Annotated in this window: 17 protein-coding genes; 3 read left to right on the top strand and 14 right to left on the bottom strand. The window is 44.0% G+C overall.

Going from position 1 to position 16,407, the window contains the following annotated elements:
* The first annotated feature begins 17 nt into the window (after nt 1-17).
* Both DXD06_RS00850 and DXD06_RS00845 read left to right on the top strand, forming a co-directional pair.
* Nucleotides 18-1,772, top strand: a complete 1,755-nt coding sequence (locus DXD06_RS00850) for an Rqc2 family fibronectin-binding protein (RefSeq protein ID WP_117830320.1) — start codon at nt 18-20, stop codon at nt 1,770-1,772.
* Nucleotides 1,773-1,851: 79 nt separating this feature from the next.
* A complete protein-coding gene (locus DXD06_RS00845) occupies nt 1,852-2,049 on the top strand; it encodes an alpha/beta-type small acid-soluble spore protein (protein ID WP_117830319.1) in 198 nt (65 codons plus the stop codon).
* Nucleotides 2,050-2,122: 73 nt separating this feature from the next.
* Here DXD06_RS00845 and recG read toward each other — a convergent pair whose 3' ends face one another.
* Genes recG through DXD06_RS00830 form a run of 3 tightly spaced genes read right to left on the bottom strand, consistent with a single transcriptional unit; the run spans nt 2,123 to nt 6,278 of the window.
* Nucleotides 2,123-4,195 (bottom strand): ATP-dependent DNA helicase RecG, encoded by a 2,073-nt coding sequence (recG, locus tag DXD06_RS00840; RefSeq protein ID WP_117830318.1) that lies wholly within the window; start codon nt 4,193-4,195, stop codon nt 2,123-2,125.
* 42 nt (nt 4,196-4,237) lie between these two features.
* Complete coding sequence (locus tag DXD06_RS00835) at nt 4,238-5,905, bottom strand: DAK2 domain-containing protein (protein ID WP_117830317.1); 1,668 nt, start codon at nt 5,903-5,905, stop codon at nt 4,238-4,240.
* A gap of 13 nt (nt 5,906-5,918) precedes the next feature.
* Nucleotides 5,919-6,278: an Asp23/Gls24 family envelope stress response protein gene (locus DXD06_RS00830; RefSeq protein ID WP_022046585.1), complete on the bottom strand. Its 360-nt coding sequence runs from the start codon at nt 6,276-6,278 to the stop codon at nt 5,919-5,921.
* Nucleotides 6,279-6,484: 206 nt separating this feature from the next.
* Between DXD06_RS00830 and rpmB the strand changes: the two genes are divergently transcribed.
* Nucleotides 6,485-6,670 carry a 50S ribosomal protein L28 gene (rpmB, locus tag DXD06_RS00825; protein ID WP_022046586.1) on the top strand — a complete coding sequence of 62 codons (186 nt, stop codon included), beginning with the start codon at nt 6,485-6,487 and terminating at the stop codon, nt 6,668-6,670.
* A 49-nt stretch (nt 6,671-6,719) separates the two neighbouring features.
* Here rpmB and DXD06_RS17195 read toward each other — a convergent pair whose 3' ends face one another.
* The 11 genes from DXD06_RS17195 to ruvA all read right to left on the bottom strand — a co-directional run bounded on the left by DXD06_RS17195 (nt 6,720) and on the right by ruvA (nt 16,363).
* Entirely contained in the window at nt 6,720-6,857 is a 138-nt protein-coding gene (locus DXD06_RS17195; protein ID WP_022046587.1) for a hypothetical protein, read from the bottom strand.
* Nucleotides 6,858-6,926: 69 nt separating this feature from the next.
* Nucleotides 6,927-7,313, bottom strand: a complete 387-nt coding sequence (locus DXD06_RS00820) for a GerW family sporulation protein (RefSeq protein WP_022046588.1) — start codon at nt 7,311-7,313, stop codon at nt 6,927-6,929.
* A 21-nt stretch (nt 7,314-7,334) separates the two neighbouring features.
* Nucleotides 7,335-8,273, bottom strand: coding sequence for a hypothetical protein (locus tag DXD06_RS00815; protein ID WP_117830316.1), 939 nt, complete (start codon nt 8,271-8,273; stop codon nt 7,335-7,337).
* Nucleotides 8,270-8,602 carry a hypothetical protein gene (locus tag DXD06_RS00810; RefSeq protein WP_117830315.1) on the bottom strand — a complete coding sequence of 111 codons (333 nt, stop codon included), beginning with the start codon at nt 8,600-8,602 and terminating at the stop codon, nt 8,270-8,272. Before DXD06_RS00810 ends, DXD06_RS00815 begins: the two co-directional genes overlap by 4 nt.
* Before the next feature lie 14 nt (nt 8,603-8,616).
* On the bottom strand, nt 8,617-9,069 hold the full coding sequence (locus DXD06_RS00805) for an NUDIX hydrolase (RefSeq protein WP_022046591.1): 453 nt from the start codon (nt 9,067-9,069) through the stop codon (nt 8,617-8,619).
* A gap of 68 nt (nt 9,070-9,137) precedes the next feature.
* Nucleotides 9,138-10,568: a penicillin-binding transpeptidase domain-containing protein gene (locus tag DXD06_RS00800; protein ID WP_243000810.1), complete on the bottom strand. Its 1,431-nt coding sequence runs from the start codon at nt 10,566-10,568 to the stop codon at nt 9,138-9,140.
* Nucleotides 10,565-11,914 (bottom strand): FtsW/RodA/SpoVE family cell cycle protein, encoded by a 1,350-nt coding sequence (locus DXD06_RS00795; protein WP_117830314.1) that lies wholly within the window; start codon nt 11,912-11,914, stop codon nt 10,565-10,567. The genes DXD06_RS00800 and DXD06_RS00795 overlap by 4 nt, the downstream gene beginning before the upstream one ends.
* Nucleotides 11,914-14,130, bottom strand: coding sequence for a U32 family peptidase (locus DXD06_RS00790; protein WP_117830313.1), 2,217 nt, complete (start codon nt 14,128-14,130; stop codon nt 11,914-11,916). Before DXD06_RS00790 ends, DXD06_RS00795 begins: the two co-directional genes overlap by 1 nt.
* 59 nt (nt 14,131-14,189) lie before the next feature.
* Entirely contained in the window at nt 14,190-14,648 is a 459-nt protein-coding gene (locus tag DXD06_RS00785; protein ID WP_022046595.1) for a cell division protein ZapA, read from the bottom strand.
* Between the two features lie 80 nt (nt 14,649-14,728).
* A complete protein-coding gene (gene ruvB / locus DXD06_RS00780) occupies nt 14,729-15,730 on the bottom strand; it encodes a Holliday junction branch migration DNA helicase RuvB (protein ID WP_022046596.1) in 1,002 nt (333 codons plus the stop codon).
* A 21-nt stretch (nt 15,731-15,751) separates the two neighbouring features.
* The gene (gene ruvA, locus DXD06_RS00775; protein WP_117830312.1) at nt 15,752-16,363 is read right to left on the bottom strand and encodes a Holliday junction branch migration protein RuvA; all 612 of its coding nucleotides are present in this window, start codon (nt 16,361-16,363) and stop codon (nt 15,752-15,754) included.
* Nucleotides 16,364-16,407: the final 44 nt, after the last annotated feature.

Genomic DNA, 16,407 nt, shown 5'->3' with positions numbered 1-16,407 from the left:
TGAACAGGAGAATTTCCATGGCTTTTGACGGAATCGTAATCGCAGGTTTAGTCCATGAACTGAACCAGACGATTTTAAATACAAAAATCAGTAAAATTGCGCAGCCCGAAAATGACGAGCTGCTTTTGACATGCAAAGGAAGCAGCGGACAGTTCCGTGTATCCATTTCAGCAAACGCTTCCCTTCCTTTTTTATATCTGACGGACACCAACAAGACAAGTCCCCTGCAGGCGCCTACATTTTGTATGGTTTTACGCAAACATATCGCAAACGGGCGGATCATAAGCATTACCCAGCCCCATATGGAGCGCATCATCCATCTGAAGATTGAACACCTGAATGAAATGGGGGATATCTGTCATAAGACCCTTGTCATTGAACTGATGGGAAAACATTCCAATATTATCTTTTGCGATGAGGACGGCACCATGATCGACAGCATCAAGCATGTCTCTTCCGCCGTAAGTTCCCTGCGCGAAGTGCTTCCGGGCCGCCCGTATTTTATTCCTGCCACACAGGAGGACAAATTCAATGCCATGACTATGGATGCCACACAGATCTGCGATGCCATTAAGGCAAAACCGATGTCCATCTGCAAAGCGATCTATACATCATTTACCGGTGTCAGTCCGCTTGTTGCATCCGAACTGGCATACCGGGCCGGGATGGATGCAGATCAGTCTCTTTTGGCCTGTACCGATGATGAAATCCACCATCTTGCAAACCACATTGCATGGTTTTTTGATGAAATCCGCCACAACGAATTTCATCCGGTGATCGTAAGAAAAGACAAACGGCCGATCGAATTTTCTGCAATTGAACTGACCATGTATCAGGATTATGAGATGGAACATATGGAAAGCATCTCGCAGATGCTCGAAGTTTTCTATGCAGAGCGCAATATTTACAACCGTATCCACCAGAAATCCGCAGACCTGCGAAAAATCGTCACAACTGCGTTAGAGCGCAACCAGAAAAAATACCAGTTACAGCAAAAACAGCAGAAAGATGCCGAAAAACGGGAAAAATATAAACTGTACGGAGAACTGATCAATGTATACGGTTACAATCTGCAGGACCAGGCAAAAGAACTGGTCTGTGAAAATTTTTATGACAACAATAAAGAAATCCGTATCCCGTTAGATCCGCAAAAGACCGCACGTGAAAATTCCCAAAAATACTTTGATAAATACGGAAAACTGAAACGGACTTCCGAAGCTCTTGAAGTCCAGCTTGCGGAAACCAAAGCGCAGATTGACCATCTGGAGTCCATCCAGAATTCTTTGAACATTGCACTCTCCGCCGATGATCTGGTGCAGATCAAAGAGGAATTGATGGAATACGGTTTTATCAAAAAACACAAAAACGGCAAAAAACAGAAAATCAAAAGCAAACCTTTCCATTATATTTCATCCGACGGCTATGACATGTACGTCGGCAAAAATAACTATCAGAATGATGAACTGACCTTTAAATTTGCAACCGGAAATGACTGGTGGTTTCACGCCAAAAAAATGCCGGGTTCCCATGTAATTGTAAAAAACAAAGGGGGAGAAATGCCGGACCGCGTATTTGAAGAGGCCGGAAAACTTGCCGGTTACTATTCCAGCGGACGTGACAGTGACAAACTTGAAATTGATTATCTTCAGAAAAAAAATGTAAAAAAACCGGCCGGAAGTGCACCCGGATTTGTCGTATACTATACGAACTACTCTCTCACGATTCATCCGGACATCAGCGGCCTGACACTGGTGGAATCATCCAATACATAAGTTTCCAGCATAGGCTTTCTGCTTAGCGCATATACTAGAATCGTACCACAAAGTACAACCGCAAAGGAGGAAGAAAAGCATGGCAGACAGAAGTACAAAAAAATCATTGGAACGTTTTAAGTATGAAGTTGCAGATGAGCTTGGAGTCCCACTTAGCAACGGATACAACGGTGATCTTACCGCAAAACAGAATGGATCTATCGGCGGTTACATGGTCAAAAAAATGATCGAAGCACAGGAAAGACAGATGGCTGGCAAAGGAGAAAACATCCAGTAACCCACTTGTCCCAATGTACAAAAGAAAAAAGCAGGTCTCTGTCACGGAGACCTGCTTATTCTTTTACCGGAATCTACAAATTCATTTTTGAAAGCTGTTCTTCCTGAAACTGCATCATTTTCTTTTGCAGAATGTGATGTCCGGGTTCTGTCAGTTCCGGGTCTTCCTCAAGAATTGTTTTTACTTCTTCCGAAGCCTCCTGCAGCACCGCGGCATCCTGGTAAATATCCGCCAGCGCAAATACCAGATCTCCACTCTGCCGAATACCGAAAAAATCTCCCGGTCCGCGTAATTTCAAATCCTCACTCGCAATAAAAAAGCCGTCGTTTGATTTATTTAATATTTCCAGACGTTTTTCTGCCGTCTTGGCCGAAGAGGCATTGATCATAATACAATAAGACTGTGCATCTCCTCTTCCCACACGTCCACGCAGCTGATGCAGCTGTGCTAAGCCAAATCGGTCCGCATTCTCGATCAGCATCACGGTTGCATTCGGTACATTGACCCCCACTTCCACTACCGTGGTGGATACAAGCACCTGAATTTTATTTTCCGCAAATTCCTGCATAATTTCATTTTTCTTACTGCTCTTCATCTTTCCGTGAAGCACGCCCACCTGGATGCCGGATGGCAGTTCCTCCATAAGCGTTTTCGAGTAATCAATTACATTTTCTCCCTGTGTCCCTTCGCTTGCCTCCACAAGCGGACAGATCACATATGCCTGATGTCCTTTTTTCACCTCATCTGCAACAAACGCATATGCTTTCGGCCGGTATGCCGTATTAACCACACAGTTTTTGATCGGAAGCCGTCTTGCCGGCACCTCATCCACAACCGAAATATCCATATCTCCGTAGATAATGATCGCAAGGGTTCGCGGAATCGGTGTTGCACTCATAACAAGAATATGCGGCATATCCCCTTTTTGCGCAAACTCCTCTCTCTGCCGCACGCCAAAACGATGCTGCTCATCTGTGATCACAAGCGCAAGATTTGCATATGCCGGTTTTTCCTGAATCAGCGCATGCGTTCCTACAATCAGGGCATTCTCATACAGTTCTAACCGTTCATACGCACTGCGTTTTTGTTTTGCCGTCATGGACCCCGTCAGAAGGATTACCGGAAAATGCAGTCCAAACTGCTCACAGAGTTTCTGGAATGTTTCATAATGCTGCTGTGCAAGTACTTCCGTCGGTGCCATGATGGCAGACTGATATCCATTCTGTGCGCACCACGCCATTGCCAGAAAAGCCAGAATCGTTTTACCGGAACCCACGTCTCCCTGAATCAGACGCTGCATGGCATACGGTCCCTGCATATTTTCCGTCACATCATGCAATGCTCGTCTTTGTGCTCCCGTCAGTTCATACGGAAGCTTCTGAATCAGATCTTCCACAAACTCCGGATGTTCCATCACAAACCGGTTTTCCTGTCTGGTTCTCTTTTCTTTCTGGTACTGCATGCCCATGATAAATAAAAAGAACTCATCAAAAACCAACCGCTTTCTCGCCTCGATCAAACGTTCCATCGTATCCGGAAAGTGGATCTGTTTGACCGCATAATTATACTCACACAGTTTTCTGCGCGTACGAATTTCTCCCGGAAGAAAATCCGTAAGCAGTTCTTCCTCATCCAATGCCTGCCGCATCGTTTTTATCATGAGATTGTTGGTGATCCCGCTGGTCAGCGTATACACCGGAAGAAAACAGTTTTCGATTTCCTGATAGGCCTCCGGCGTATACACCACCGGCTGTTCCATCACAAATTTGCCATCCTTAATGTGGACATTTCCGTAAAAAACAAAATATTTGCCATGTGTCAGCGTGTTCCGTATATAAGGCATCCGATACCAGACCAGCTGGATCTGATGTCCAGGGCTTCCAATCACAAGAAGTGTCACCTGCATATGTCTTCCACTTCTCGTTACCGGTGTACGCTCAATCCGTGCAACAATCGCAAGCTTATCCTCTGTCTGCATATGTTCCGCTGTCATCTCATCGATCGGCACCGGATGGGGATACTGTATATAATTTCTGGGAAAATGAAGGAGTATATCACCTACGGTGTATACTCCCATTTTTTCGAATGATTTTTTTGTTTTTTCACCAATGCCTTTGATTTCCGTGATTGATGAATCCTGACGCATATCTGCTCCTTATTCGTTTCTGTGCTGCATAAATAGTAACTTTTATTCTACAGAAATAACAAAATAGTAAATCGGCTGACCACCACAGTTGATCTCTACCTCAACATCCGGATACTTTTCTTCGATCATTTTTCCGATTTCCTGTGCATGCTCTTCTGTCTCATCCGCACCATAATAAATGCTGACAATTGCAGAATCCTCATCTACCATCGCATCAATCATCTTCATGGTTGTCTCTTTCAGATCCGTGCCGACCGCAAGAATTGCCTTATCGCCAATTCCCATATAGTCATTCTGTCTGATCTGCATGCCATCAATTTCAGTGTCACGAACCGCATAGGTCACCTGACCGGTCTTTACACTGTCGAGTTCTGCCAGCATGGCTTCCTTATTTTCCTCCGCAGTATAATCCGGAATATAATTTACCAGAGCCACAATTCCCTGTGGAATTGTCTTGGTCGGAAGTACAATAATATCTTTATCCTCTGTCAGCTCCGCTGCCTGATTTGCCGCCATAATGATATTTTTATTGTTTGGCAGAATAAAGATATGATCTGCATTTACATGATCAATCGCTGCAAGCATGTCTTCTGTGCTCGGATTCATGGTCTGCCCACCCTCGATCAGATAGTCTGCTCCCAGTCCGCGGAAAATCTCATTCATTCCCTCACCGATGGAAACGGCAATAAATCCCATTGGCTTGCGGGGTTCCTCTTTCTCTGCCTCCTGCTCCTTCTGCTGGGCAGCCGCTTTTTCGGCATCCTTAATCAGCTTTTCCTGATGTTCCTCACGCATATTGTCGATCTTGATCTTTGTAAGAGAACCATGGGTCAGTGCCTTTTGAATGGCAAGTCCCGGATCGTTGGTATGTACGTGAGTCTTTACAACCTCATCGTCTGCTACCACAACAATCGAATCTCCGATAGATTCCAGATAAGATTTGTATTCCTTTTCTTCTTTTTCAGACAATGGACGTGTTAATACAATAATAAACTCCGTGCAGTAACCATATTTAATCTCCTGCTCAGCCGGCTCTGAAACTTTTGCCGTGCCTGCAGATGCCGGAGTCTCCTCAATGGAATAATCAATTTCTTTTCCGAGAAGGGAATCATAGGCTCCCTTTAACACCTGAACCAATCCCTGTCCGCCGGAATCCACTACCCCTGCCTGCTTTAAGACTGGAAGCATTTCCGGAGTCTGACTTAAAACATACTCCGCATGTTTGATCACTTCATCGCAGAAATAAACCAGATCCTCTGTCTCCTGTGCCAGATCAAGCGCTTTGTCTGCCGCACCCTTTGCAACGGTAAGAATCGTTCCCTCTTTTGGCTTCATAACTGCTTTGTATGCTGTTTCTACCGCTTTCTGGAATGCATCACATAAAACAGAAACATCTACCTCATCATACTCTTTGATAACTTTACAGAAACCGCGGAACAGCTGGGATAAAATAACGCCGGAATTACCTCTTGCCCCACGAAGGGAACCGGAAGAAATTGCTTTTGCAAGTTCTTTCATTGTCGGATTGGACAACGCACCGACTTCACGTGCTGCTGACATGATCGTCATTGACATGTTTGTACCGGTATCTCCATCCGGAACCGGGAAAACATTCAGTTCATTGATCCATTCCTTTTTTGCATCCAGATTCTTTGCACCTGCAAGGAACATTCTGGACAAACTCTCCGTATTGATACTTGTAATCTCCAATTTCTTATCCTCCCTAGTCAATCACGCGGACGCCTTCGACGTAGATATTGATCTTATTGATCTTCATGCCCGTAAATGACTCCACTTTATACTTTACAGTCTCGATCAGGTTGTCAGAAACTGTGCAAATGCTTACGCCGTAAGCGACAATCACATGAAAATCAATATTGATCAGATTTTCATCTTCAATTGTGACACTGATACCATGTGTCAGATAATCCCTTTTCAGCAGCTTCACCAGTCCGTCTTTCATATTAACAGCTGCCATACCGACAATACCAAAACATTCTACCGCAACAGAACCTGCGTAAGTGGCAATGACATCGTCTTCCACCAAAACCTTTCCATATTGGGTATCTATCTGTCCCTTCATACTTGTACCTCCAATATTCGTAAACCATCTCATAGGTATTACATCATAGTTACTCGTATTATAACCATTTTTCCTGCAAATGTAAACCAAATGTAATTTATTTCATTTTTTTATAAGTTTTTCTTGCATTTACAGAAGGAATCTGTTAATATATCTTATGTTGTGAGCTTGAAAAAGCTTAGTGAAATGCAAGGAGGTGCAAAATCATGGCAAAGTGTGCAATTTGTGAAAAGGGTGTACATTACGGAAATAATGTCAGCCATTCTCATAGAAGATCTAATAGAGTTTGGAAATCAAACATCAAACGTGTAAGTTGTAAGGTAAACGGAGTACCACAGAAGTTATATGTTTGTGCTTCCTGCCTTAGATCCGGAAAAGTTGAGAGAGCTTAGTAAGCAAATATAAGGACCGTTGTATGACGGTTCTTTTTTTGTGCCGCAATCAGCAGGAAAACAACAGATAGGAAACAAGCATGGTTCCGGCAATCAGCAGAACCCCCAGCAGCCCGCCACCTACAAAAAACATGATCAGCATTCCGATTCCCATCCAGAACAATGTATATCCCCATACCCGTTTCATTTTTTCCACCAAAAAAGCATATATCATTTCTAATATATGCTCTCCCGGTTTTATATGATTCTGTTTTTTCTATTCATTGTCCGTATCATCCGAAACAACATCGTCAATGATATCATCCGTATCTTTTCCGGATGTAAATTTATTGATAAAATCCGGAACCATGTCAAGGATCTTTGTCATTCCATCCTGATTTTTGATATTCACAAGTTTTGTTACTCCATTCTGGATGACAAGAACCGCACTCGGATTGATTTTTCCACCCATACCTCCGGCACCGTTATTTTTCTTTTCCTGTGAAAACGCTCCTGCCGCAACACCAAAAGATACATCTACCAGAGGAAGAATAATCGTATCTCCGATATGAATTGCATCTCCTACTACGGTCTTTGTTGTGATAAAGCTGTCCATTCCTTTAAATAAGGATTCTACTGTATTATTAAAACTGTTATCTGCCATGGTAAAACCTCCTTACCCATTCTACTTCATATGCTTAAATCTATTATATAGTCTCCGGCAATTCTTATCAAGAATTATTCGCAGTGCCAGAGCAAGAATCTGAACTCCGAAAATCCTGCCGTGTACTGTAAAATCTGCTTCTGCATAAAATTCTTCTGCCGTAAAATCCGGAATAATATTCCAGTGATTCCGGTATCCGACCGGAAATATTGCAAGAATACCAAGCACCTGCCCGGTAGTATCCGGCGATCCGGTAGAATATTTCAGCCAAAGCTTCAGCCGTTTCGGCAAAACTGAAACAACCAGATGTTCCAGCTGTTTCCAGATATTAGAAAACGCTTTTTTATTTTTCTCGTCATTGAAAAAACGATACCATTTCCGGCACGTTCGCGTTCCTTTTTTCCAGAATGTCTGTATATTCCTCAAAAAATAAAGAATCTTTTGCAAAATATTCCGGATCTTTTCCGGGAACTTCCGGATAAAACCTGCAATCCTGCCCGGAAAAAATGTTTTCTTTTTTTTATCCGGATGACAGAGCATTGTCTCCTCCGGATCTGTCAATTGCTGCGCAGATGTTTGGGATGTATTTTCCATTGCCGTAAGAGACGGTGCCACTTCAGTCTCCCGGTCTTTTGTCCCTTCCTGCGGAGAGTCTTCCTGCACCGGCTTTTTAAAATCCGCGGAATCTTCTTTTTCTTTCTGCAGATGCAGTTCCTTTCGAAATCCAAAAATCCGCACATACGTGTGGAATCCCTCTTCCGCGGTATCTGCACAGAGCCCCAGCAGACGGCCAAGCCACCAGATCCGGACCTGCAGTTGCAGATTTTTTTCATGGTAGGAACCTTTCACACGATACACGAATGGACAAAATAATGCCAAAAGAGCAATGACAACAATCAGTCCTAAAATCACCAGCAAAACAATTCCTATGATTTTCAGAATCAGAAGGAAAACACTCATACCTGTCTCCTCCGTTTCCGGCCCCGTAAATAAGATTTTACATCCACATCCCCTGTATTCTGATATACTTCCTCTATAATACTGCGCACCAGCTCCAGAGCTTCCGCATAACCTTTTGCCAGACCGATGATCTGCATTTCCTTTTTCCCCGGATAAGATTTCTGCATCAGTTCCCACGCCGGTATAATATCCAGCAGATTCTGCCGGTTGGATGCAAACGCAATCACATAGATAGAGACTGTTCCTGCATGATGGTTAATCTTCCACTTTATTCGATTGACTTTGCCTTCAATGGAATCGCCGACATAAAGATCCTCATACCATTTCATGCAGATTATCCTTTCTAAAAATACTTATGTGTTCCCCATAAGTTGCTTTTTTTCAGATCCAGATACTCATTATAAGCTTTCTCCAAAATCTGTTTTTCATTCGAAAATTTCAACAAATGATATGCTTCATGGTATTTATAATACCCGGAATCTGTAAAATATTCTTCTCTTTGCGGCTTACTATAATAACTTTCGCCCATCATCAGATACCAGTGAACCGATTTCTCGACCGTATCCTCAGGAATGGTAAATGAATACTGGCTTTTTCCCACATACTGAATAATGGTTGCAGTTGCTCCGGTTTCTTCCAAAACCTCGCGAATTGCCGTATCCTTATACTCTTCTCCCTGCTCCACAGTTCCTTTTGGCAATACCCAGCCTTCATATCTGTTTCTGTAATTCTTGTACAAAAGCAGAATCTTGCCACGAAAGATTACCACTCCGCCACAGCTTATTGCTTCAATCATTGCAATCCTCCCGTGTGCGAAAACTGCACATATATGTGCAAACATTCATTATTTTCATAGCAAGTATATCATCTGTTAAAATATACGTCAAATACGTTCTTTGCAACTGGAACCGCGTACGTACTGCCCGCACCACTGTTCTCCACAACGACTGCGATTGCGATATCTTTATAGCCATCCTTCTTTGCATATCCCACAAACCAGGCATTTGTCTGATCCGACGTGTCCGATACCTGCGCCGTTCCTGTTTTGCCGGAAGCTTCATAAGACTGTCCGGATAATTTTCTTCCCGTTCCATCTGTAACAACTGCACGCATATACTGCTGTAACAAACCGGCTTCCGTCTCCGTCATCAGTGTCGCATAAGTTTTCGGTTTATTGCTGCTTACTTCAACCCCGGAATCATTTTGTATATGAGCCACCAGATACGGACGCATCAGAATTCCATCATGATCCACGGCACTTGCTATCAGCGCCATATGCAGTGGCGAAACCAGTGTTTTTCCCTGACCGATTCCCGTTTCCATCGCCATTGCATTGCTGTCATTTTTATTTAAAGAAAAACTGCTTTTCCCGGACTCAAAAGCAATCGGAAGATTTTGATTAAACAGCATGCTGTCACAGGTCTGTTTAAATTTTTCCCGGTTCAGTGACAGTGAAATATTGGCAAACGAAGAATTGCAGGAATTAGAAAAGGAACTCTTTAATGTTTCCTGACCGTGATGCTTATTTCCCGCACAGTGAATGGTCTGCCCGTCAACCGAAATGGAACCACTGCAGTCAAACGCATACTGGTCATAGGCAGAAGGATTCTCACGATAATACTCCAGGGTCGTTAAGATCTTAAACACCGATCCCGGCGCATATTTTCCCTGCGTGGCGCGATTGTAAAGCACCGTGCTTCCCTCCGCCGTCAGACTGCTCCAGTCCTTTTTGACCGTATTGGGATCATAGTCCGGTTTTGACACCATTGCAATGATTTTTCCGGTATCCGGTTCCATAACAATCACAGCTCCCTGATAATTTCCAAGAGATTTGTATGCCACCTGCTGAATCTGTGCATCTAGCGTCGTGACAACCGTATCCCCCTGTGCCTTCTTATCTGAAATATCATCTGCGATTCTCTTAAGGAAAAACTCATGGGAACGCAACAAAGAAAAATTTTCCTGGTTTTCCAGTCCCGCTTTTCCATTCACCGCATAACCAACTGCATGGGCAAACATGCGTCCCTGCGGATAGCTTCTGGTCTGTGTTCCGTCTGCGGATACTTTTGTTGTGGCAAGTACTTTGCCGTCTGCAGATACAATATCCCCACGGATCACATGATCCGAAAACAGATCCTGCAAGGAATTATACGGACTGTTGATAAACGATTCACTCTTACATACCTGAAAATAGACAAAATAAATCATCATAGACAGAAACACTGCCAGGAACAGATACATAATAACAAGAAATTCTTTATTACTTTTCTTTGTCTTTTTCTTTTTTCTTCTCATTCTTTTCTGCCTCTTCTTCGTTTCTGTTCTTTTTTCTGCGTCCGACCGTCAAACTGCATGATGTATAGTCCCTGTATAATGCCAAACACAATCATAGTCGATAACAGAGAACTGCCTCCATAGCTGACCAGTGGAAGTGTCACTCCGGTTGACGGAATAAATTTGATGACCCCGCCGATGGTCAGAAACACCTGCAAAGCATACAGTGTTCCAAGTCCGACCGCTGTCAGACGATAATAATTGTCCCGAAGTTTCATGGCAACATTCATGATCATAAAAAAGCAGCTGACACAGACCATGATCAGACACAGTGCAAAGACTCCCCCGAGTTCTTCCGAGATTGCCGCAAAAACAAAATCCTTTGTCACGACCGGTATTTTTTCCGGCAGTCCCTGTCCCAGACCAAGTCCAAACCAGCCTCCGGTACCGATTGCAAACAGAGACTGGCATACCTGATACCCCGCCCCGTCAATGACTGCAAGCGGATTCGACCATGCCTGCACACGTGCCTGTACATGGTCAAACAGCCGGTACCCAAGCAGACTCGCCACGATCATTGCCAGTATTCCACCTCCGAAATACACAAATCTGCGCGTCGCCACATAAACCATAACCAGGTAGGTAAAAAAATACAAAAGGGCTCCGCCGAGATCTTTGGATGCTACCAGCATCAGAACAAAAACAGCCGAAAAAATGCTTGTCACCATGACCTGATGAAAATCCTGGCGCTGGTACAGCATGGATGCAATAAACATGACAAAAATAATTTTTACAAACTCCGAAGGCTGGATGGTCAAAGGACCGATCGACAGGGACAGTTTGGCCCCATAGCTTGTCTGTCCGGCAATCGCAACAACGCCCAGTGCACCGACACCTACGATCACATACACCCATGTCAGTTTACGGAACAGCGTCATATTCTGCAAGACCATGGGAATCAGCAGGGAAATCGCAAAACCCGCGCACACAAAGATAAACTGCCGGAATGCCTTTTCAAAAGAAATACGTGTCAGGATAACAAATCCAATCGTAAGTAACATACACATATTATTGAGAACCAGCTCGGATGCATGCTTGTAAAACAGATGATATGTTCCGATGATTGCCGCAATGATAATCACCTGCATGAGATAAAATCCGATCAGCTGAAAATTTTTTGTTGTAATATACAAAACAAGAAAGGCATCAAAATGAAAAAGAAACAACAGAGTTCTCTGTACATGGTAAATATGTTTTTGTTCTTCTTCCTCTCCCTCGAATTTAAACACATGAAAGCACTCAAATGTATAAACAAGGAACAAAAAGATCATCAGATATTTTGAAGCCTGAACAATCAGATGGATCATTATTCCACTCCTCTTTTATAGTGTCCGTTGGTATAACGGTTTTCCCATTCTTTCGGATACTGTCTGCGGCTGCCGTCTGCAAACTCTTCATATAATTTCAGAATTGCTTTGGTTTCTTTTGCAGATTCCATGGTAAAATCCATCCGGAAATCACGGATGCCTGCTTTTTTTAATTCCTCTAAATTGGAAAATAATAAAACCGGCAGGGAATTATAAACAACATTATAGCAGTACGTGCAGAAATTTTTTACCGGAAACTGTACCTGATACCGGTCTTTCAGATAAGAAAGCCCCCATTTTTTATCACAGCCCCTGGTATTGGCATGCACGCACTGTGCACTTGTCATAAGCGGATAATATCCGTAAAGCATCATCATACTTTCTTCGTTATATCTCCGTTTTATTTCGCTGCGGTTTAGTTCCAGCGGAACCGTATTTTTTGTCACTCCCTGCCCGGCAAATGCACGGACCGCCTGATCGTTATAGCAATACAGATTGTGATCCGTTATGATTTCACTTCCCAAAAATGTTTCCTTTGCCAATGCCAGCTCTTCATAATTTCTCACAAGGACTCCGGAAAATCCCATTCTTTTTATATCCGGAAGTATCTGCCGCACCCATTCTGCCGTTCCGGCACGGAAGATACGCGGCATCGCCAGATAAACCTCTTTATCCTTTTGCATAACAACATTTGCATCTTCTTTTAATTCTTCCATAATTGTGCTTCGGTCATAAGCTTCCATATCCAGACAGACAGAAGTCACACAGGAACTTTCCAGAACCGGTGCAAGCTGTCTGCGCTCCCCTGTCACTGCAAAAACACGTTCCTTTCGTTTTTCCCGTTTCTCACATGCCTCCGGAAATTTTTCCTCTGCCTTCCTCTGCGGATGCTCCTGTCTCTGGTAAGGTTTCAGCATCTTTTTTTGCAGTTCTGCCAATGCCTCCCTACGCAGCTGATTGAGTGCTCCGTTTGGAAGAAACACTCCGTCCTCTATTTTTATGGACAACTCTTCCATAACAAACGGGGTATCTCCCGTCTTTTCCATACGGCTTTTTACGTCTTCTGCCAGAAGAGGTTTCTTTTGCGCCTGCATAACTTCCATGCCGGAAATTTCCGCAGACACCGTTTGCGTCTTTACCCGGTAATGTGCAGCCTGTCCTTGATGCAAAACCAGTTCTCCCATGACAGGGATTTTGGCAGCACCATTTTCATAGGTTCTTAAAATTTGCTGCTGCAGGGCTTCATTCGTTTTTTCGTAATTTGGCTTTGTAAACGTCACCATATCAGAACCATTGTGCCTGTGGTAATATCCGTCGGTAAATCCACAGCGGTTTCCCAGTGCAAGCACTGCCCGGTAATCTTCTTCCGAAATCTGTGTCTCCTGTCCCGATAAAAAGAGGTCGATATATTTGCGGTAATAAGAAACCACACCGGCAGCATACGGGATCTGTTTCATGCGTCCCTCAATTTTCAAGGAATAGACTCCTGCATCTGCCAGCCCACGCAGATCCTTTATTCCACACATATCCTTGAGGCTTAAGACATAAGCATCTTTTTTGTATTCCCTGTGCTTTTCATCCAGCACTGCGTAAGGAAGCCTGCATGGCTGTGCACATCTGCCGCGGTTTCCGCTTCTTCCTCCAAGCATACTGCTAAACAGACACTGTCCGGAATAACAGTAACACAGCGCCCCGTGTACAAATGCTTCCAGTTCCATACCGGTCTCTTCACGGATCCGTTTCATTTCATTCAGGGAAAGTTCCCGTGCCATGACCATACGGGTCACTCCGTATCCTGAAAAAAGCCGGGCCGCCTCCACACCGGTGACTGTCATCTGCGTACTTGTATGAATCGCAAGATCCGGAAATCTCTCGTGGATCGCTGTCAGGACTCCAAAATCCTGTACAAGTACCGCATCCAGTCCATGTTCATAAAACGGCTGCAGATACGCACAGACCTGTTCGATCTCACTGTTTTTTAAAAGCGTGTTGACCGTAAGATAGACCCTGCGTCCATACAAATGTGCATAGTCCAGTGCTTCTAGTAATTCTTCATCGGAAAAATTATCTGCATATGCGCGGGCTCCAAATTTGCTTCCCCCCACGTAAACGGCATCTGCGCCGGCCGCGACAACCGCCTTAAAAATGGCTAACGATCCAGCCGGTGCAAGCAATTCAAATGTATTTTGTTGTGTCGTATGATTGTTTTCTTTCATATTCTTTCCTTATGATGAAAAAACACAAAGGAATACCTTCCTTTGTGTTTCGAAACCTCTTATTTTTTCTTTGTGTTCTCTTTTTCAGACTCTTTCGGGCTGTCTTTTCCATCCAGAAGCTTGTCCTCAAGTGCTGCCTCTAACCGCGCCTTGTTCAGGAGAAGTTCTTTATTGTCCCGTTCCAGTTTCTTCAATGATTCTTCTGCCGTCTCCGTCTTTACCTGATTAGAGATCAGATCGTGCTTTAAATCGTAAATTTCTTTTTCTTTATTTTCAAGGTCCCGTTCTAATTTTTCCACCTGATCCTTTGCTTTAAAATAATCATCCGCAATATTCAGCTGGATCAGTGTATTTTTCATATTGAGAGGAATGTGCCGGTATTCTTCAATGGAAGTAAACTCATTGATCTTTCCGTTAATATAAGAAGCTACTTTCTGGAGATATTCCTCTCCTTCATAGCCGCTTAACGTATATACCTTTCCATCAATTACCACTTCCGCACTTGTCTTTGCTGACATAACCTATCCTCCCGTTTTGGACCATCCTCTTTGCTGTCATACTTTTTATTATAATATTCCGCAGTAGGAAAAGCAACCTCTTATTCGGATTTTGGTGTCCTCCCGAAATGTTCATAGGCAAATGCCGTTGCAACGCGCCCCTTCGGTGTCCGGTTGATGAAATCATTTTTGACCAGATACGGTTCATAAACATCTTCGATGGTTCCGGAATCCTCACCAAGCGAAGCTGCCAGCGTATCAAGTCCCACCGGACCGCCGTCAAACTTGTCGATAATTGTCAAGATAATGTTCCTATCGTTCTGATCCAGTCCCATCTTATCTACCTCAAGCAGATCCAGTGCAAACGCCGCCACCTCATAGGTAATCTTCCCGTCATACTTTACCTGGGCAAAATCACGCACCCGCTTGAGCAGACGGTTTGCCAGACGGGGAGTTCCCCTGGAACGGCGGGCAAGCTCGTAAGCGCCTTTTTCATCAATTTCCACATCCAGTACCTGTGCCGACTGCAAAATAATCGTGCGAAGTTCCTCCACCGTATAATATTCCATGTGGCTGACGACACCAAAACGGTCGCGAAGCGGTGCCGAAAGCATTCCGGCCCGTGTCGTAGCCCCGACAAGCGTAAACTTCGGAAGATTCAGCCGGATGGAACGGGCGGATTCTCCTTTTCCGATCATCACGTCAATCACATAATCTTCCATTGCCGGATACAGTACTTCCTCCACCTGACGGTTCAGCCGGTGAATTTCGTCCACAAACAAAATGTCACCTTCTGCAAGGTTATTCAGGATCGCCGCCATCTCTCCCGGTTTTGCAATTGCAGGTCCCGAGGTCACTTTCAGGTGGGTACCCATCTCATTTGCAATGATCCCTGCAAGCGTTGTCTTTCCAAGTCCCGGTGGTCCATAAAACAGTACATGGTCCAAAGACTCCTGCCGGGCTTTTGCCGCCTCAATGTAGACTTTCATATTTGATTTTATTTTTTCCTGTCCAATGTAATCCTCCAGCCTCTGCGGACGAAGGGACGATTCAATCTTATAATCTTCTTCCTGCAGCTGCGTGGAAATCACGCGTTTTTCCATACCAAATCTTCTTTCTCGAAACTACAACAACGACATATGTTTCAGTGCTGCCTTCAGCACTGCTTCCACATCCATTTCTTCTGTGATCTCCACCGCGGATACAGCCTTTAAACTTTCCGCCGAGGAATATCCCAGTGCCGTAAGTGCCATAACCGCATCATTTCTGACCTGTCCGTTTCCGGAAATCTTTAAATTCTGTACATGCTCACTCTTCTTTTCAAAAGCATCTTCCAAAGACATCTTATCTTTTAATTCCAAAATCACACGCTGGGCTGTCTTGGCTCCTACTCCCGGAGCTTTCGAGATTGCCTTGGAATCTCCCGACAATACCGCAAACCGCAGATCATCTGCACTGAGCGCAGAAAGAATTGCAAGTCCTCCCTTTGGACCAATTCCGCTGACAGAAATCAGAAGTTTGAAAAGCTCCAGATCGTCTTTGGTCAGAAATCCATAGAGAATCATGGCATCCTCGCGCAGATACAGATACGTATACACTTTAATCTCCTCACCGACTGCCGGAAGATACTCAAACGTCTGTCCGGAAATAAATACCTGATATCCGATTCCCCCGGTCTCTATCACAATATGATCCGGATTGGTTTCTGCAAGCTCACCTTTGATATATGCGTACATAAAACATTCTCCTCATTTTCGTTCGTTCACGGTATTTATCATAA

Source organism: Roseburia sp. TF10-5, from assembly GCF_003462365.1.
Lineage (GTDB): Bacteria > Bacillota > Clostridia > Lachnospirales > Lachnospiraceae > Roseburia > Roseburia faecis.
This window is presented reverse-complemented; position numbering and strand designations above follow the sequence as displayed.